The sequence below is a fragment of the Vibrio sp. R12-SG2-ISO1 genome (assembly GCF_059834045.1).
In genome coordinates, this window is sequence record NZ_JCBDGO010000001.1 from 1 (window position 1) to 17,879 (window position 17,879).

Below are 17,879 nucleotides of genomic sequence, written 5' to 3' on the forward strand. Positions count from 1 at the left end.
TGGTGATTTACTGTCAGCCACCTGCCGATTACTTACCCGCGCCAGAAGCGGCGCTCATCACGGGTATCACTCCGCAAACGGCGGTCAGTAAAGGGCTGCCAGAACCTGAATTTATCGCCCAGATTCACGCGCAATTGGCGACGCCCAATACCATAAGCTTGGGCTACAACAGCATTCGTTTTGATGATGAAGTGACGCGCTATACCTGTTATCGCAACTTCATTGACCCCTATGCATGGAGCTGGCAAAACGGCAACTCTCGCTGGGATCTATTGGATGTGCTACGCGCGTGTCATGCGTTGCGACCTAAAGGCATCGAGTGGCCAGAAAACGAAGAAGGCTTTATTAGCTTTAAGTTGGAACATTTATCGGTCGCTAATGGCATTGAACACGCCAACGCGCACGACGCGATGGCGGATGTGATTGCCACCATTGAGATGGCAAAAAAAATCAAAGCCGCACAGCCCAAATTGTTTGATTACTTTTTGTCGATGCGCCATAAACGCAAACTCAATGAGCTGATCGATATTGTCAATATGACCCCCTTGATGCACGTCTCCGGCATGTTAGGCCGAGAGTGCCAATACACCAGTTGGATGGTTCCAGTGGCGTGGCACCCGACCAACCAAAACGCAGTTATCATGGTCGACTTAGCCAAAGATCCTCAGCCACTGTTGGATCTTGATGTCGACGCACTCAACACGCGTTTGTACACCAAGCGAGACGACCTAGGGCCAGATGAACTGCCCGTGCCGGTCAAACTGGTACATCTCAATAAGTGCCCAATTCTCGCCCCTGCGAAAACCCTCACGGCGGACAATGCCGCTCATATTGGCATCGACCGCGAGCAGTGCTTACAAAACCTAGCCACGCTGCGCCAACACCCAGAAATCCGCGAAAAGTTGATTGGCTTGTACAGTATTGAAAGAGAGTACGCCGCGTCATCCGACGTGGATACTCAGTTGTATGACGGATTCTTTTCTCCAGCCGACAAAGCGGCCATGGAGATCATTCGCCAAACGGATCCGCAGCAACTCGCAGGTCTAGACATTGAATTCAGTGATCCACGCATCGCCCCGCTGCTATTTCGCTACCGCGCACGCCACTACCCATGGACATTGGATGAAAAAGAGCAGCAGCAGTGGGCGGCGCATTGCCGCGAGTACTTCGAAAGTCGCATTGAAGATTACATGATCAATCTGGAAAACTTAGTTCATGAACATGAAAGTGACGAAAAGAAAGTCGCTATCTTAAAATCGGTCTATCAATACGTTCAACAGTTGGTCTCTTAAGGCAACACCGCTCTTATGCCTCGTACTTTATTGCACTACTTCATCTCATTTGGCTTGATTTTTCTCTGCCTGATCGCCGGTCTTAATATTCAGCAATGGCTGGAGACCTCGATTCCCGGCAGCATCATCGGCATGCTTATTTTGTTCTCCTTGATGGCAAGCGGCTTGGTGCCCTCAAAGTGGGTCAAACCCGGTGCGACGCTGTTTATTCGCTATATGGTACTGCTGTTTGTGCCCATCAGTGTCGGCCTGATGAAGCACTTCGATCTGCTCTACCACAATGCGTGGCCAATTCTGGCAAGTGCGATTGGTGGCACAGCGATTGTCCTCGTCTCTCTGGGCTGGATGCTGGATCGCCTGCTTAAGCGAGGCGACCAATGATGTGGCTACTCGTAACTGTGGTGGTGTTTTTGAGTGCGCGTTGGGTGTGCAGCAGAGTCAACTCACCGTTAATGAACCCGCTGCTGGTCAGCCTAGCGGTTCTTATCCCGCTTCTGACTTGGCTGAGCGTTCCTTTTGAAACCTATTACGAAAGCAATCACTGGATCAATCTCCTGCTGCAGCCTGCGGTTGTGGCCTTGGCCTACCCACTGTATGAGCAGCTCCCCCAAATTCGGGCCAATTGGCGCATCATTATGTTGGCATGCGGCGTGGGTAGCGTCCTGTCAATGGCGACGGCCAGTCTGATTGCCGTTAGCCTAGACACCGACTTAACCTTGATCGCCAGTTTACTCGGCAAATCGGTAACCACGCCGATTGCGATGGAAGTCTCTAGCCATTTGGGCGGCGAACCCGCGATTGCAGCGATCTTAGTGCTGTTGGTCGGCTTGTTTGGGGCAATTTTCGCCTACCCTATCTACGGGCTGTTAAACATCACCCACCCAATTGCAAAGGGTCTGACCATGGGCACCGTCTCACATGCCCTTGGCACCGCGACCTGTGCGGAGAAAAACGCGCAAGATGCGGCGTTTAGCTCTCTGGCTCTGGTGGTATGTGGCGTGATCACCTCCATATTGGCACCGTCATTTTTCGCTCTGGCGCTCTGGTTATCGCACTAGCTGCGGCTAGGCAGTGCGCCAAAATTGTGTGACATCACTCATCTATCAGTAAATTTGCACTCGTTACAAGCGTAAGTGTGATTTTTATCACTGTATTGTTTGGTGCGTCGCATAGAATGATTGTCCAGTATCACAAGATGTCAACAACCTAGCTATGTTTTCCCTAGCATCGAGCTTGACTCTGAAATAACAATAAAGGATTCACTATGACCAGCCGCATAGAACAAGCCCTGACACAGCTCCCTAGCGACGTTGCCGATTACCTCAAACCCATCGTGCTGAGCGAGTCATTTGATGCCACCCTGTCAGCCGACCAATTTGAGCAGTTAAAAAACATCAGCGGTAAAAGCGATGCCGACACGCGAGTGATGCTCTTGCCTGTCGCGGCGGCGTTTTCCTACGCCCCCCTGTCTAAATTCTACGTCGGTGCGATTGTGCGCGGCTTAACCGGTCGCTTATATTTCGGCGCCAACGTTGAGATTGCCGGTGTGCAACTCGGTCAAACAGTGCACGCCGAACAATGTGCCATCAGCCACGCGTGGATGAAAGGCGAGCAAGGCATTTCTGACATCACCATCAACTACAGCCCTTGCGGCCACTGTCGTCAGTTTATGAATGAACTGTCGACGGCAAAAGAACTCACGGTTCAATTGCCTGAACGTGAAGGCAAGACTCTGCACGATTATCTGCCAGAAGCCTTTGGTCCTAGCGATCTCGGTATTGAGTCGGGTTTGATGTCTGAGGTCAATCACGGCTATCACAGTGAAGACGGTGACGAGTTGGTACAAGCGGCTCTAAAAGCGCTGAATATGAGCCACTCACCTTACACTCACAACCTGAGCGGTGTCGCACTCAAAACCACCGATGGGTCGACCTATCTCGGTGCGTACGCTGAAAACGCTGCGTTCAACCCTAGCTTACCACCGCTGCAAGTCGCGTTGATTCAATTGTTGATGGCCGGTAAATCCTTCAGCGAGATTGAATCTGCAGCCTTGGCAGAGATGGCCGAAGGTGGAATCAGCCACTTGGCCGACACGCAAGCGACCCTTGAAGTATTAGGACCAGATATTCCGCTGACCTATCTTGCGATCTAAGCTTTAACGCCGACACATTGTGCTCGATAAAAAAGCGCCTTTTATCCACATAACGTGAGTAAAAGGCGCTTTTTCTGTTTACGGTGACTATTTTGTCTGCGAAGACCTATTCTGCCTACAACGAAAAGTAGCGGCTCACTATCGAGGCATCAAACGTCAAAGAACGGCGTCGCATCCACTTCTAGCTGACTTGGCGCAATCGCTTTGGCAATCTTGACGCTGCTGCGCTTGAGATCGACAAAAGCCACATCGACATAATGCTTGTTCTTACGCGAGTAAAAACACTTCACTTCCGGTTTCAGCGGCTCAGATTCATTGGATGTCCAGACGATGCCCACTCGCCCATCACTGAGTTCGACCAACGCCCCCACTGGGTACATACCGATACAGTTGATGAACTTATACACCAATTCACGATCAAGGTGATTGGGCGTGAGGCTCAATAGAATTTTAAACGCCTCTGCCGAGCTCATTCCGCGCTTGTAGACGCGATCCGCAGTGAGGGCATCGTAGATATCCACAATGCAACTCATGCGACCATGCAGTGGAATTTCATCCCCTTTAAGGCCATTCGGGTAGCCGTTGCCGTCCAGTTTTTCGTGATGCATCAGACAGACATCACGGCTCACATCACTGAGCCCAGTCACGGACATGATCATATCTTTCGCAAACACTTGATGAAGCTTCATGTGCTCAAATTCTTCCGGTGTTAAGCGTGCCGGTTTGTGCAGCACCTTATCATCCACCTTCACTTTGCCCACATCATGAATAATGCCGCCGATCGCCATCTCTTTGAGCATCTCTCTTGGCAATTGCAGATGTTTACCAAAGGTCACCAATAAGGTGGCCACATTGACCGAATGCTCCAATAGATACTCGTCCTTGTTGCGCAGCGCTGAAACACATTGCAGCGCATCGGAGTCCACCAGCGCGGATTCAATCAAATCTTCCGCCCAATCATCGAACTCATCGACGTGCACAGTTTTGCCATCAAACGTATGGGTCAGAACTTTCTGTGCCAGTCCTTTCGCCTCACGAATGATATTGGCGGCTTTTTTCTGCATTGAGAAACGACTTTTCGGCTTGCGCTTCACCGCCTCGGTGCGAATCACCTCGGTCGCTGCAGGCGGCGCAATGTCATGGGAATCATCTTCTTGATCTTTGACCGGAGTAAAGACACAGCCTTTCGCGGACAGGCTTTCATCCACCCACGCGAACTTGATACCGTTGCCGATCAACTGCTTGACAGACTGATCAGACGGCACGCGCCCTGCGTTGGCGAGATTGACCTTTTTGTTGTCTTCCAGTGCGGTGACAAACATCCCAACGGTCAGTGTCTCTATTGGAATTTTGATGGAATTATTAGGATCGTATTGCATGCTTATTGATAGTTATATTTACAACATGTGACTTACAAAAGTATAACCTCGATTTATGAGCATTGCTCTACAAATACATGCAAGACTCCTAATATAAGTCACAAAATTGAGATAGACGCAAACGTTTGCCTTTTGAGATCTATCCTCGTATGATCAGCGCCAAATTCTACATCTCTAAAAGGTTGATTATGTTTGGTACAGCGACTCGTCAAAATGCAACGCGTGTTCTTCTCCTCGGCTCAGGTGAACTGGGTAAGGAAGTCGCCATTGAGTGTCAGAGACTGGGCTTAGAAGTCATCGCGTGTGACCGCTATGAAGATGCCCCTGCTATGCAAGTCGCGCATCGCAGTTACACACTAGACATGCTTGACGGCGACGCACTGCAAGCCATCATCGACAAAGAGCAACCTCACTATGTCGTGCCAGAAATTGAAGCGATCGCAACCGACAAGCTGGTCGAGCTTGAAGCGCGTGGTCTCAATGTCGTGCCGAGTGCGAAAGCCACACAGTTGACTATGAACCGCGAAGGCATTCGCCGCTTAGCCGCGGAAACGCTCTCTCTGACCACCTCTCCATACCGATTTGCCGACAACTATGACGAATTCACCGCAGCGATTGAGGCGGTCGGTCTGCCATGCGTGTGCAAGCCTGTGATGAGTTCATCGGGTAAAGGACAAAGCGTCATTAAGACCGATGCAGACATCGAAAAAGCCTGGGCATACGCTCAAGATGGCGGCCGCACTGGCGCAGGCCGCGTGATTGTTGAAGGCTTTATTGATTTTGATTACGAAATCACCCTACTGACGGTACGCGCCGTTGACGGCGTTCATTTCTGCGCCCCAATTGGTCATCGCCAAGAAGATGGCGATTACCGTGAGTCTTGGCAGCCACAAGTCATGTCGGATAAGGCGTTAAAAACGGCGCAGCATGCGGCGCAAAGCGTTGTCGATGCATTAGGCGGCTACGGCATTTTTGGTGTCGAACTCTTTATCAAAGGCGACACGGTGATTTTTAATGAAGTTTCGCCGCGCCCACACGATACCGGCTTGGTCACTTTGATGTCACAAGACAGTTCAGAGTTCGCACTGCATGTCCGCGCGTTTACCGGCATGCCAATCAGCAGCATTACTCAATACGGCCCTGCCGCGTCTGCCGTCGTGTTAGGTCAAGGCACCTCACAAGACATCCGTTTTGAAGGCATGCAACAGGCACTCAGCGCGCCTCAAACTCAGCTGCGTTTATTCGGTAAACCTGATATCAACGGTCGCCGCCGTCTTGGCGTTGCGATTACACGCCGTGACGCCATTGAGCAAGCCATCGAGAGCGCTGTCGAAGCGGCCGGTAAGATCAAGGTGATTTACTGATAGGTTCACGCCTCCCTCTATTTAAGTAATAAAAAACTCTGGTCCGCAATGGCCAGAGTTTTTTATTTTCGCCGATTGTCAGCGTTCCGATCGTCGCCTTATGATGACGCCTGAATCAAATAGACCTCTTCGGCAAAGCGTGACAAACCGCGCTTCGCAATTTTTGGATGGCGCTCGTCGGCATCATCTCGATAGAGCTTAGTCACTTGATACCCCTCAAACAGGGCACGAACTTCCTGCTCGGCCACGCTAAATGGGGGGCCCGCCATCTCTGATTGAGGATAATCTAAGGTGACGAGTAAAATCCGCCCACCGGGTTTGAGTAACGACTGAATTCTTGCCACATAGTCGACACGCATCTCTTCAGGCAGCGCCACTAAGGCTGCGCGGTCATAGACCAAATCGACCGGTTTGACGGGCGCGGTAAAGATGTCTCCGGTGTAAATAGAGAGCTCATCGAATTGAAACAGCTCATGCTGACCATTGAGAGGAATCACCAACGGCGTATAAAAATGCTCAGCGAAAAAGGCGCGCACTGCTATGTTACTCAGCTCCACCCCTTGCACGTCACTGTGCTTGGTGGCAAGCCACACCAAATCTTCTGATTTACCACACAACGGCACAAATACGTTTTCATCTGCGCTGGGGTTGGTCGCTGGCCAGTATTGAATCAGCAATGGATTCACGTCTTCCAAGTGGAAACCAATCTCATTGGATGCCCATTTGGCATGCCAAAACTCAGGATCTTTCATTCTCTTTCTCTTTCGATGACTGACGTGCCATAGCCTAACGGAAAGTCAGCCTTCGTGGTAGGTGGGATAAGGCGTTCGGCGATGGAATCTGGTCATAATTGGTTACAACTTACGGATGAACTTAAGCAAAAACGCGCAATCCAACCAAGGTAAGCCAATGAAATTGAGACCAACGTCATAATTCAAAAGTTTATCGAATAGCAGACCTTGGAAAGGCCATTTCCATCCCAAGATCTTAATCAGACACGTAGCACTTAGCGGTTCCTTTTTCCTCCATTTTCTAAGCGACTACGATTCTAAGGAGAGTGAATGAGCGTATTCTTGCGTACCACTGCACTGATGCTGTTAATGCTCAGCCGCGCCCCGGCGTTTGCCGCCATCCCTATGGCCCCTGACCGAGATGAAGGACCCAGTACTAAGCAAAACCAAGTCAGTCCTAAAGCGTTTAAACACAACTTGAGCGGTTTGTACGGCATTAAATCAACCGACGCCTCACCCACTCAACCCTATTCAGATTTTGACGTGCTCTACAGCAAAGCGCACCAAGCGCAAGCGGAGCTCGAAACCTTATGTAAAAGTACCGCACTGTTAACCTCCACCGACGCTTACTTTGCTGGCGTAAAATCAAGCCAGCGAGCACAAGAGAAAATTGCCCATGAGCTCGACGGTCAAGTAGATCGCATCACCGACCTTGCTAGAGCCACCATAGTGGCGCACGATATTGATGGCTTGATGTCCGCCTATGAAGCATTAGCGCGCGAAACTACGGTAGTCAAAGTGAAGAACCGTTTTAAGAGCCCGCAAGCATCAGGCTATCGTGACTTGAATATTCTGGTTCAACTGCCCAAAACTCAACTGGTTGCCGAGGTGCAACTGCACCTCAAAGCCATTGCGGATGTCAAAAATGGTGCAGAGCACGATATTTATGAGCAGATTCAGCTGATTGAGCGTCAAGCCGCCGCAGAATCGCGCCCGCTTAATGACATTGAAATGGCCAAGGTCGATAAAATGCGCAAGCTCTCTAAAGCGCTGTATCAAGACGCTTGGCACCCCTACCTCACTACGCATCTTAGCGCTGCCTAATTAAGTTCAGCTCTCCTCATTAATGGGCAAACAAGGGGCAAGACCCTGTTTGCCTCACAACTTGCTCACTCCTGCTTGACGCATTCAGCCAATCGGTTACCCTTTTGTATAGTCAATAATGGATGGCGTGTCCCTCTGAAATCAGTGAGCTTATGAGTCAATCACCGTTATACCTGCAAATCAAACACTACATCGAACAACAGATCAGCTCGGGTCATTGGCCAGTTGGTCACCAAATCACCACCGAGCTTGAGTTAACCAAGCAGTTCAATGTCAGCCGTATGACGGTCAACAAAGCGATTCGCGATCTGGTTGCTGAGGGCAAACTTCAGCGCCGACCTCGATTGGGCACGTTTGTTTGTGCACCAGATGAGAAAGCGGAGTCACCGCTGCTTGATATTCGCAATATCGCAGAAGAGGTCGCGCAGCGAGGCAAAGCCTACTCCAGTAAAGTGATTAAGCAGGTCGAGTTATTGGCCGACGGCGTGATTGCGACCAAGCTGGGGGTGATGCTCGATACCAAGGTGTTTTACAGTGAAATCATTCACTTTGAGGACAACTCCCCCATTCAATACGAACTGCGCTGGGTCAACGAAGCGTACGCGCCCGACTATCTCTCGCAAGACTTCACCACCTTAACGCCCAACCAGTACCTTTCTCAGCACTGCCCGCTCAGTGCGATTGAACACACAGTGGAAGCGATCGTGGCAGATGATAAAGTCCGCAGCGCATTAAAGTTGGCGGCGAACGAGCCCTGTTTGCTGCTCAATCGCCGTACCTGGAGCCAAGATAAACTGGTCAGTACCGCGTTACTTTATCATCCCGGCACGCGTTACAAACTCAGCTCAAAAGTGACCTTCTGACCGTTTGAAATTGGTCTAGCGATCACATTTTCATAACATCACACTTGATCATTTGACTACTCAAGACTCATTATTTGTATATACATTTAAATCTAAGAGTCTATCGAATGTTCTCCTCTGAGCTACCCTACTACGACTTGGTGCTCTCCAATGCTCGGCTCGTCACCATGTGTGAGGGCGAGAGCGGCTATCAAGTCAGCGCGCCGACCAGTATCGGTATTGTGCAAGGTAAAATCGCCTTTGTCGGCGACATCCAACCGCAGCCCGAACGCTATGATTGCCAAGGCCAACTGGTGACGCCGGGGTTGATTGATTGCCATACTCATCTGATTCATGCCGGTAGCCGAGCGCACGAGTTTGAAATGCGATTGTGCGGCGCCAGTTATCAAACCATCGCGGAGCAAGGCGGCGGCATTCTCGCAACCGTGAAAGCCACTCGAGAGGCGAGCGAACAGACGCTCACTGAACTTGCGCTGCCTCGTTTGGATGGACTGCTACGCACCGGTGTCACGTCAGTGGAAATCAAATCCGGTTATGGCCTTACGCTCGCCGATGAGCTGAAAATGTTGCGCGCCGCCAAAGCACTTGAACAGCACCGTAAGGTGCGCGTGACGACCACCCTGCTTGCCGCCCATGCGGTGCCACCAGAATACCAAGGGCGCGCCGACGATTACGTTGACTATATTTGCCAAGCGATCATTCCTGCCGTGGCCGAAGAGCAGCTTGCCACTAGTGTGGATGTCTTCTGTGAATCCATCGGCTTTTCACTGGCGCAAACCGAGCGTGTCTTCCAATGTGCGACCGCGCATGGGCTCGCGATTAAAGGGCATACTGAGCAACTGTCGAACCTTGGCGGCAGTGCGTTAACGGCCAAGTACTCTGGGCTCTCAGCGGATCATATCGAGTACATGGATGAGACCGGCGTGAATGCGCTTGCTCAATCAGGCACTGTTGCCACCTTGCTACCCGGCGCGTTTTACTTTTTAAAAGAGACACAGCACCCACCGATAGACTCCTTGCGCCAAGCCGGCGTCCCTATGGCGCTCGCGACAGACTTCAACCCCGGCACCTCGCCGTTTGCCGACTTAACCATGATGATGAACATGGCGTGCACCTTATTTGGCTTAACGCCACAAGAAGCGCTGCGCGGTGTCACCTGCCACGCCGCGAAAGCGCTGGGCTATTCACCGACCCGCGGGCAGATCGCACCAGGCTTTGACGCTGATCTTGCGATTTGGGACATCGCCCACCCAGCAGATCTTAGCTACCAGCAAGGCATGCCGCGTTTAACCGCACGTGTTGTATTGGGAGAGCTCAATCATGCCTAATCAACCTCAATCATCTTTTCACTGGCAAGGGCGAGATGACAAAGAAGATGGCGCACTGGGCCAGCGCGTCCATCATGTCGTCACCTCTACCACTAGCGACGCACTCAGTGAGCACACTCAAGATGCCATTGCCCTATTGGGTTTTGCCTGTGATGAAGGCGTGGCACGTAACAAAGGACGAGTCGGCGCCGCCGGTGGGCCAGATGCGATTCGCCAAGCATTGGCAAACCTCGCGTGGCATGAATCGACCCCTTGGCTGGACTTAGGGAATGTCACCTGCACCCAAGGTCAGCTTGAGTCGGCGCAGCATGAGTGCGCGCAGCACATTTCACTCGCACTCGAGCACAGCAAAGTGATCACCTTAGGTGGCGGGCATGAAGTGGCGTGGGCCTCTTTTCAGGGGTTAGCGAGCTTTCTTCAGCACCACTTGGATAAAACATCGCCTGCAACCACAACTCAAGGCGGAGCTCAACAGCAGCAGATCGCACCGAAGATAGGCATCATCAATTTTGATGCCCATTTTGATTTACGCACCTTTGATACCCAAGACACGCAACCGAGCTCAGGCACGCCGTTTCATCAAATTGCTCGTTACTGCCAAGCGCATCAATGGCCCTTTCAGTACGCGTGCATTGGTGTAAGCCGCGCGAGCAATACCGCCGCGCTGTTTCAACGTGCGGATGAACTGGGCGTCTTGTACATCGAAGACACCGAGCTCGCGCCCTACTCACTCAAAACCCCACTCGAGCAGTTGCGCCAATTTATCGAGCAGTGCGATTACCTCTATCTCACTATCGATCTGGATGTCTTTCCTGCCGCCACAGTACCGGGCGTGAGCGCACCTGCCGCTCGGGGCGTGAGCCTTGATACCTTATCGCCACTTTTACAGCTCTGTCTTGCTCAGCCTGAAAAGCTGCGTCTAGCCGACATTGCCGAATACAACCCTAGATTTGACATCGACCAGCAAACGGCGCGATTCGCTGCCCGCTTATGCTGGGACATAGCTAAGGCCATGGTGAACACACCAAGCCAGACTAAACAACCGAACAAGGAGTTCCCCCAATGAGTCAACCGACCAAGCACCACAACCCGCGCCTCGATACGGCGCGTACCATTCGCGCACCACATGGCACAACCTTGCGCGCGAAGTCTTGGCTTACCGAAGCGCCACTGCGTATGTTGATGAACAATCTAGACCCCGATGTGGCCGAGCACCCACACGCGCTCGTCGTGTATGGCGGTATTGGACGCGCGGCGCGCGATTGGGCGTGTTATGACAAAATCCTCGAGGTGCTGGAGCGCCTTGAAGACGACCAAACCCTAGTGGTGCAATCGGGCAAGCCTGTTGGTGTTTTCCCCACTCATAAAAATGCGCCACGCGTACTGATCGCTAACTCGAATCTCGTTCCCCATTGGGCCAACTGGGAACACTTTAATGAGCTCGATAAGCAAGGGCTGATGATGTACGGTCAAATGACGGCGGGCAGTTGGATCTACATCGGCTCGCAAGGGATCGTCCAAGGCACCTATGAAACCTTTGTCGCGGTAGCCAAACAACACTTCTCTGGTGATGCCAGTGGCCGTTGGGTGCTTACCGGTGGTTTAGGCGGCATGGGTGGCGCTCAGCCGTTAGCCGCGACGATGGCGGGTTTTTCGATGATCGCCGTTGAATGTGATGAGTCGCGAATCGATTACCGTCTGCGTACTGGCTATGTTGATAAAAAAGCGACCTCGCTCGATGAAGCACTAGCAATGATTGCAGACGCTACCACGCCGATTTCTGTTGGCTTACTGGGCAACGCCGCCGATATTTTCCCTCAGTTGGTTGAGCGCGGCATTACACCCGATGTCGTCACCGATCAAACCTCGGCGCACGATCCTCTAAATGGCTACTTGCCATCAGGATGGACGATGGCACACGCTGCGACAATGCGCTCACAAGATGAAGCCGCCGTGGTGAAAGCGGCCAAGCAATCCATGGCGCGCCAAGTGCAAGCGATGCTCGATTTGCAATCGCGCGGCGCCGCTACCCTAGATTACGGCAACAACATCCGCCAAATGGCGCTTGAAGAGGGTGTCGAAAATGCGTTTGATTTCCCTGGTTTTGTCCCTGCCTATATTCGCCCACTGTTCTGCGAAGGGATTGGGCCGTTTCGCTGGGCGGCGCTCTCTGGCGATCCGGAAGATATCTACAAAACCGACCAGAAAGTGAAAGAGCTGATCCCCGATAACCCACATCTGCACCATTGGCTCGATATGGCGCGCGAGCGCATTCAATTCCAAGGTTTACCGGCACGAATTTGTTGGGTGGGCCTTAAAGATCGCGAACGTCTTGGCCAAGCATTCAATGAAATGGTCAAAAACGGCGAACTCAAAGCGCCAATTGTGATTGGCCGCGATCACCTTGATTCTGGCTCGGTTGCCAGCCCGAACCGTGAAACAGAAGGCATGATGGATGGTTCTGACGCGGTCTCAGATTGGCCCCTATTGAATGCACTGCTCAATACCGCAGGCGGCGCCACTTGGGTGTCGCTGCATCATGGCGGCGGTGTCGGTATGGGCTTTTCACAACACTCGGGTATGGTCATTTGCTGTGATGGCAGCCACGATGCCAGTGAGCGAGTTGCACGTGTCCTGCACAATGACCCTGCAACAGGGGTGATGCGCCATGCGGATGCAGGCTACGATATCGCGAAAAAATGCGCCGCAGAGCAAGGATTAGATCTTCCTATGCTCAATGAAGAACTGAAAAAGCTAAAATAACCCGCGCAAGAGAAGGAATATGAACATGCTCAACTTACTGTTAAAGCCGGGACAGCTCAGCTTACATCAATTGCGCCACATCAGTCGCAGCCCAGTTAACCTTTCACTGGACGACAGCGCCATCCCTGCCATTGAAGAGAGTACGCAGGTGGTGGAACAGGTGATCGCGGAAAATCGCACCGTCTATGGTATCAACACCGGTTTTGGCTTAATGGCCAACACGCGTATTGCGCCTGAAGACTTAGAAACCTTGCAAAAGAGCATTGTACTGTCACACGCTGCCGGCATAGGCGAGCTGATGGCAGATGAAACCGTACGCTTGATGATGGTGCTCAAAATCAATAGCTTAGCCCGTGGCTATTCAGGGATTCGCCTAAGTGTCATCCAAGCGCTTATCGAGCTGGTCAACGCGCAAGTCTACCCTTGCGTGCCGCAAAAAGGCTCCGTTGGCGCCTCGGGTGATTTAGCGCCGCTGGCTCACATGAGCACCGTGTTGCTTGGTGAAGGACAAGCGCGTCACAACGGAAAGATCATTTCGGGTCTTGAAGCCCTAACGATTGCGGGTCTAAAACCGATCACCTTAGCGCCAAAAGAGGGCCTTGCTCTGCTCAACGGCACACAAGCCTCCACCGCCTTTGCGTTAGAAGGTCTGTTTGCGGCTGAAGATCTGTTTGCTTCAGCAACCGTGTGCGGCGCGATGTCAGTGGAAGCAGCGCTTGGCAGTCGTCGTCCGTTTGATCCGCGCATTCATCGTGTGCGGGGTCATCGCGGACAGATGGACGCCGCTGCTGCGTATCGTCACCTGCTTGATAACAGCAGTGAAATCGGTGAATCGCACAACGGCTGTGAAAAGGTGCAAGACCCCTACTCCCTGCGCTGCCAGCCTCAGGTCATGGGCGCGTGTTTACAGCAGATTCGTAACGCGGCCGATGTGTTGCAGGTAGAGGCCAACTCCGTCTCAGACAACCCCTTGGTGTTTGCCGACGACGGCGACATCATCTCAGGCGGTAACTTTCACGCCGAGCCGGTGGCGATGGCTGCAGATAACTTAGCGCTCGCTATTGCCGAAATTGGCAGCCTTTCAGAGCGTCGTATGGCGCTACTTATTGACAGCGCGCTCAGCAAACTACCACCATTTTTGGTCGACAACGGCGGCGTGAACTCGGGCTTTATGATTGCTCAAGTCACCGCTGCGGCACTGGCAAGCGAAAACAAAACCTTGGCTCACCCTGCCTCGGTGGACAGCTTGCCAACCTCAGCGAACCAGGAAGATCACGTGTCGATGGCGACATTTGCTGGCCGTCGCCTCAAAGACATGGGCGAAAATACCCGCGGTATCTTAGCCGTTGAGTACCTATCTGCCGCGCAAGGGATCGATTTTCGTTCCCCTCTTTCCTCTTCACCACGTATTGAAGAGGCCAAGCACATCTTGCGCGAGAAAGTCAGCTTCTACGACAAAGATCGTTACTTCGCCCCTGATATTGAAAAAGCCAATAGCTTGCTCAAAATGGCCGTTCATAACCATCTGATGCCACAAGAGATCCTGCCGAGTCTCTAACCCTCTACACTCAAACATAATGCCTAGAACGCCACCTGCGTTCTAGGCCCATCTCAAAACGAGTCATGGTTTGGTGAAAATTCAACTGGATCGACCATTGAAATCAAATCGTCATATATAATCACGGCAGTTTTGGCTAAGTAGCGTACATTATGTTTTTAACTCCTTATTTTTCTAGCAACGACAAGCAATTCCAATTCACTCGCCTTCAGGCCAGTCATTTCGCCAAAAAAGTGGCCGGTGACTACAACCCTATTCACGATGAAGACAACAAGCGCTTCTGTGTACCCGGTGATCTATTGTTTGCTGTGCTGCTACAAAAAGAGGGCGTCAGCCAGAAGATGCGTTTTGACTTCTCAGGTATGGTGAATGATGGCATTGCCCTGCACATTGAGAACAAATGCAGCAAAGAAGCCGCTGTGGTTGATGCCAACGGTAAAGAGTACTTGCACATGAACCGTGAAGGCGCAGTGAGCCACGATCCTGCGTTCATCGAGCACGTTGTGACCAACTACGTACAGTTCTCCGGCATGAACTTCCCTCACATCATGGTGCCTCTGATGGAAGAGCAGCAGATGATGATCAACTGCCAGCGTCCTTTGGTGATTTACGAGAGCATGGAAGTGGAATTTACCCGCCTAGATCTGACCCACCCAGAAGTCAGCTTTGCCGGTGCCACCTTTGATGTGGAAGGTAAACGCGGCGTTGTTACACTCAACTTTGATTTTAAAGAAGATGGCGAAATTGTCGGCAAAGGTGTCAAGCGCATGGTTGCCAGCGGCCTGAAGCCATACAACCAAGCCGACATCGATGATTTGGTGAATCGCTTCAACGAGCGTAAGGAAGCGTTTCTTGCTCAGTTTAGTGTTGCTGCGTGATTAGCTAGACTCACTACATAGCGATTGATAGAACAACGCCTCACACAAGTGAGGCGTTGTTTTTTATATGTGTGATGATAGTTATTTTCTATATGGATTTAATCTAACACACTTTTGGACAATTCTGTGTTATATGTATTGCTAAATTAGTCATCCTTGAATAACTTTTTGTATACCGAAATCTCAAAACCACCAGTCCGCGGTGGTCTATTTGCGTGGGATTAAACAGTGATGTGCATCACTTTTGCTAAATGGGTGACTATTTACGCAACATAAATGGTAGCTTATTGACCCAGTGAATTATCCACCGAATTAAATCTCATCAATTCTCTTAAAGTGTCTTTTAGCCAAACCAGTTTAGGATTGTATGCATTACGTTTATGCCAAATCATAGTAAACGGGATCACCAGTTGCTTGAGGTGCTCAGGCTCTAGAGGGATAGGTAAAGAGACAAGGTTTGGGTGTAAATGCTCAATATACTTCTGACAATATTGTGGAGCAGTAGTTATTAACTGATGGTCTGGCTGCGCTGTCATGTAGAGAGCTTGTTCAAAACTTGATAGCGTTAAACCGATAGAGCGTGTCGCACCTATCTCGATCAAGACGTCATCAAGTGCCCATGTGTCGCTTTTCTCCCATACTATATTGATATGCGAATATTTGAGGAATGTACTTAAGTTCCAGTCTTCACTCAGTGCTGGGTGATCGTTACGCAAAAAAACTTTTGGGTTGTCATGAAACAGCACTTCAAAATCAATTGAGTATGGAAGCAAGTCTAGCGACTCTCTTGATCTTGGATGAGTCTCTCGTCCAGTAAACGCAATGTCAGCCTCACCACTGACCAAAGCTTCAATAGAATCATAATCCCAGTTGCTTGTTTTAACAGTAGCATTAGGGTAATACCGATGCACTTTGGTCAGTAGTTGATTGAGAAAGGTCAGCAGTAATGGAGACTCGACATGCAAATCAAAATGAACATTATTAGGAACGGGTTGACTTCGTTTTTCTAACAATTGATTGCTCATTTGCAGCCAATCAGACAGATCTTGCGACATATTTTCTACAAGTGGTGTTGGAAGAAGACCAGAAGGCGTTTTAACAAACAACTCGTCATCAAACCAACCTCTGAGTTTATTAAGTGATTTACTCACAGTCGATGGAGTTACGTTGAGCTTTTTGGCTGCCATAGTGACACTACGCTCCTGAACTAAAATCTGCAACGTAAACAATAGGTTAAGATCAAGGCTTGAGAGTGATTTTTTCATTGTTAGAGTAAGTTGTATTGAACCTCTCTAATAGTAATAGAACCATACTGATAGCACTACCTACAATCAAAATAACTATAAGAATATTAAAAGCACTCACATTTAAGGCTCCCATTAGCCATATATAAGCAGCAGAGAACGTAACGTGACTGATACAGAGCAATGAACTCGCTACCGCAGCTCGTTTACGAAAAGGGGCTAACGCTTGACTCATTAATATTCCAAAACCTAAAGAGAAAGCAACACAAAGGAAGGCAAAAGAGGCAATATAATACTTGGTATCTAGCTGTAACTGTGCAGAGCACACAAGCCCAAATGCTGAGAGCAAGAATAAAAGCTGCCCTATAAAGGTTAAGTGTTTTTGACTCAAATAGTTTAAAGCTAGCGGTGTAGCGAATGACGTAATCATACTAGAGCAAGCCGTGAAAGCCATAATCGATGCGTATGCTTCACGGTCAAGCTCAAGCGTTCCCATAATCACCATGGGTGACACATTCACAAAACTTAGAATGATCGTTACGCCCAATGAAGTGACGAGTAAACGCTTAATAAAATATGGGTTCACGAAACTTTCTGAATCGTTATATTTGCTATCAGATATAGCGGGTTTATCTAAGGTTTCTTTCAATACGAAGATAGCCATGACACAAACAAAACAACCAATACCAGCCATTACAGTAAATAAAGTACGCCAAGGGCTATAGAGCATGATCATATGTCCAACAACAGGGGCAATAACGGGAATAACGCAAATTATGCCATTCAGCATGGACAGCACTTTGGCTCTGACCTCATCATTGAGAGCATCACGCAAAATAGCAAATGCTGCCACATAGCAAGCACCAGCTCCAATTCCTTGAAATAATCTAGCCACTAAAAATGAGTTTATGTACTCAGTATTACCAGCTAACAAAGAGGCTATGATAAAAATCACACTACCGACAATAGCGACAGGCTTTCGACCAAACCTATCTGCTATCTTACCCGCAATAAACATAGTGCTCGCCATTCCACCCAGATAAACAGAGAAAGCAGTATGTAATTGCGATTCAGTGGCATTAAGATCCGTAGCAATTTGAGGGAGACCGACAAGGTAAAGGTCTATAGCTGTTGGATATAGCAGTACAAAGCTGAAACTGCACAGTAAAAAACGGATCATATAACCTCCAAATAATATCAACGACATTAGTTTAAGGTTTGAC

16 protein-coding genes are annotated in these 17,879 nt (G+C 50.2%); 12 read left to right on the plus strand and 4 right to left on the minus strand.

Annotated elements, in window-relative coordinates:
- The 4 genes from sbcB to cdd all read left to right on the plus strand — a co-directional run.
- The coding region (sbcB, locus tag AC6R10_RS00005; RefSeq protein ID WP_500671105.1) for an exodeoxyribonuclease I at nt 1-1,292 on the plus strand (1,292 nt) is incomplete at its 5' end.
- A 15-nt stretch (nt 1,293-1,307) separates the two neighbouring features.
- Nucleotides 1,308-1,673: a CidA/LrgA family protein gene (locus AC6R10_RS00010; protein WP_500671106.1), complete on the plus strand. Its 366-nt coding sequence runs from the start codon at nt 1,308-1,310 to the stop codon at nt 1,671-1,673.
- On the plus strand, nt 1,673-2,350 hold the full coding sequence (locus AC6R10_RS00015; RefSeq protein WP_500632222.1) for an LrgB family protein: 678 nt from the start codon (nt 1,673-1,675) through the stop codon (nt 2,348-2,350). The genes AC6R10_RS00010 and AC6R10_RS00015 overlap by 1 nt, the downstream gene beginning before the upstream one ends.
- A gap of 206 nt (nt 2,351-2,556) precedes the next feature.
- Nucleotides 2,557-3,444 (plus strand): cytidine deaminase, encoded by an 888-nt coding sequence (gene cdd / locus AC6R10_RS00020; RefSeq protein WP_500671107.1) that lies wholly within the window; start codon nt 2,557-2,559, stop codon nt 3,442-3,444.
- 149 nt (nt 3,445-3,593) lie between these two features.
- Here the strand turns inward: cdd and AC6R10_RS00025 are convergent, their stop codons facing one another.
- Nucleotides 3,594-4,823: a cyclic di-GMP phosphodiesterase gene (locus AC6R10_RS00025; RefSeq protein ID WP_500671108.1), complete on the minus strand. Its 1,230-nt coding sequence runs from the start codon at nt 4,821-4,823 to the stop codon at nt 3,594-3,596.
- 188 nt (nt 4,824-5,011) lie between these two features.
- Here AC6R10_RS00025 and purT point away from each other — a divergent pair, with 188 nt between their 5' ends.
- Nucleotides 5,012-6,187: a formate-dependent phosphoribosylglycinamide formyltransferase gene (gene purT / locus AC6R10_RS00030; protein ID WP_500671109.1), complete on the plus strand. Its 1,176-nt coding sequence runs from the start codon at nt 5,012-5,014 to the stop codon at nt 6,185-6,187.
- Between the two features lie 98 nt (nt 6,188-6,285).
- Here the strand turns inward: purT and AC6R10_RS00035 are convergent, their stop codons facing one another.
- On the minus strand, nt 6,286-6,939 hold the full coding sequence (locus tag AC6R10_RS00035) for a thiopurine S-methyltransferase (RefSeq protein WP_500671110.1): 654 nt from the start codon (nt 6,937-6,939) through the stop codon (nt 6,286-6,288).
- Nucleotides 6,940-7,248: 309 nt separating this feature from the next.
- On the opposite strand from AC6R10_RS00035, the gene AC6R10_RS00040 reads away from it, so the two are divergent.
- The 7 genes from AC6R10_RS00040 to AC6R10_RS00070 all read left to right on the plus strand — a co-directional run bounded on the left by AC6R10_RS00040 (nt 7,249) and on the right by AC6R10_RS00070 (nt 15,412).
- Nucleotides 7,249-8,022 carry a nucleotidyltransferase family protein gene (locus tag AC6R10_RS00040; protein ID WP_487902427.1) on the plus strand — a complete coding sequence of 258 codons (774 nt, stop codon included), beginning with the start codon at nt 7,249-7,251 and terminating at the stop codon, nt 8,020-8,022.
- Between the two features lie 152 nt (nt 8,023-8,174).
- Nucleotides 8,175-8,885: a histidine utilization transcriptional repressor HutC gene (gene hutC, locus AC6R10_RS00045; RefSeq protein ID WP_334550531.1), complete on the plus strand. Its 711-nt coding sequence runs from the start codon at nt 8,175-8,177 to the stop codon at nt 8,883-8,885.
- 107 nt (nt 8,886-8,992) lie between these two features.
- A complete protein-coding gene (gene hutI / locus AC6R10_RS00050; protein ID WP_500671111.1) occupies nt 8,993-10,213 on the plus strand; it encodes an imidazolonepropionase in 1,221 nt (406 codons plus the stop codon).
- A complete protein-coding gene (hutG, locus tag AC6R10_RS00055) occupies nt 10,206-11,279 on the plus strand; it encodes a formimidoylglutamase (RefSeq protein WP_500671112.1) in 1,074 nt (357 codons plus the stop codon). Before hutI ends, hutG begins: the two co-directional genes overlap by 8 nt.
- The gene (gene hutU / locus AC6R10_RS00060) at nt 11,276-12,976 is read left to right on the plus strand and encodes a urocanate hydratase (protein ID WP_500671113.1); all 1,701 of its coding nucleotides are present in this window, start codon (nt 11,276-11,278) and stop codon (nt 12,974-12,976) included. Before hutG ends, hutU begins: the two co-directional genes overlap by 4 nt.
- A gap of 19 nt (nt 12,977-12,995) precedes the next feature.
- Nucleotides 12,996-14,534: a histidine ammonia-lyase gene (gene hutH, locus AC6R10_RS00065; protein WP_500671114.1), complete on the plus strand. Its 1,539-nt coding sequence runs from the start codon at nt 12,996-12,998 to the stop codon at nt 14,532-14,534.
- Nucleotides 14,535-14,686: 152 nt separating this feature from the next.
- Complete coding sequence (locus tag AC6R10_RS00070; protein ID WP_500671115.1) at nt 14,687-15,412, plus strand: DUF3581 domain-containing protein; 726 nt, start codon at nt 14,687-14,689, stop codon at nt 15,410-15,412.
- A 284-nt stretch (nt 15,413-15,696) separates the two neighbouring features.
- On the opposite strand, the gene yidZ is transcribed toward AC6R10_RS00070, so the two are convergent.
- Both yidZ and AC6R10_RS00080 read right to left on the minus strand, forming a co-directional pair.
- A complete protein-coding gene (gene yidZ, locus AC6R10_RS00075) occupies nt 15,697-16,677 on the minus strand; it encodes an HTH-type transcriptional regulator YidZ (RefSeq protein WP_500671116.1) in 981 nt (326 codons plus the stop codon).
- Nucleotides 16,652-17,836: an MFS transporter gene (locus AC6R10_RS00080; RefSeq protein ID WP_500671117.1), complete on the minus strand. Its 1,185-nt coding sequence runs from the start codon at nt 17,834-17,836 to the stop codon at nt 16,652-16,654. The genes yidZ and AC6R10_RS00080 overlap by 26 nt, the downstream gene beginning before the upstream one ends.
- Nucleotides 17,837-17,879 lie beyond the last annotated feature (43 nt).

Coding starts and splice junctions, on each gene's coding strand:
- AC6R10_RS00010 (WP_500671106.1), top strand. CDS start 1,308: ATGCCTCGTACTTTATTGCACTACTTCATCTCATTTGGCTTGATTTTT.
- AC6R10_RS00015 (WP_500632222.1), top strand. CDS start 1,673: ATGTGGCTACTCGTAACTGTGGTGGTGTTTTTGAGTGCGCGTTGGGTG.
- cdd (WP_500671107.1), top strand. CDS start 2,557: ATGACCAGCCGCATAGAACAAGCCCTGACACAGCTCCCTAGCGACGTT.
- AC6R10_RS00025 (WP_500671108.1), bottom strand. CDS start 4,823: ATGCAATACGATCCTAATAATTCCATCAAAATTCCAATAGAGACACTG.
- purT (WP_500671109.1), top strand. CDS start 5,012: ATGTTTGGTACAGCGACTCGTCAAAATGCAACGCGTGTTCTTCTCCTC.
- AC6R10_RS00035 (WP_500671110.1), bottom strand. CDS start 6,939: ATGAAAGATCCTGAGTTTTGGCATGCCAAATGGGCATCCAATGAGATT.
- AC6R10_RS00040 (WP_487902427.1), top strand. CDS start 7,249: ATGAGCGTATTCTTGCGTACCACTGCACTGATGCTGTTAATGCTCAGC.
- hutC (WP_334550531.1), top strand. CDS start 8,175: ATGAGTCAATCACCGTTATACCTGCAAATCAAACACTACATCGAACAA.
- hutI (WP_500671111.1), top strand. CDS start 8,993: ATGTTCTCCTCTGAGCTACCCTACTACGACTTGGTGCTCTCCAATGCT.
- hutG (WP_500671112.1), top strand. CDS start 10,206: ATGCCTAATCAACCTCAATCATCTTTTCACTGGCAAGGGCGAGATGAC.
- hutU (WP_500671113.1), top strand. CDS start 11,276: ATGAGTCAACCGACCAAGCACCACAACCCGCGCCTCGATACGGCGCGT.
- hutH (WP_500671114.1), top strand. CDS start 12,996: ATGAACATGCTCAACTTACTGTTAAAGCCGGGACAGCTCAGCTTACAT.
- AC6R10_RS00070 (WP_500671115.1), top strand. CDS start 14,687: ATGTTTTTAACTCCTTATTTTTCTAGCAACGACAAGCAATTCCAATTC.
- yidZ (WP_500671116.1), bottom strand. CDS start 16,677: ATGAAAAAATCACTCTCAAGCCTTGATCTTAACCTATTGTTTACGTTG.
- AC6R10_RS00080 (WP_500671117.1), bottom strand. CDS start 17,836: ATGATCCGTTTTTTACTGTGCAGTTTCAGCTTTGTACTGCTATATCCA.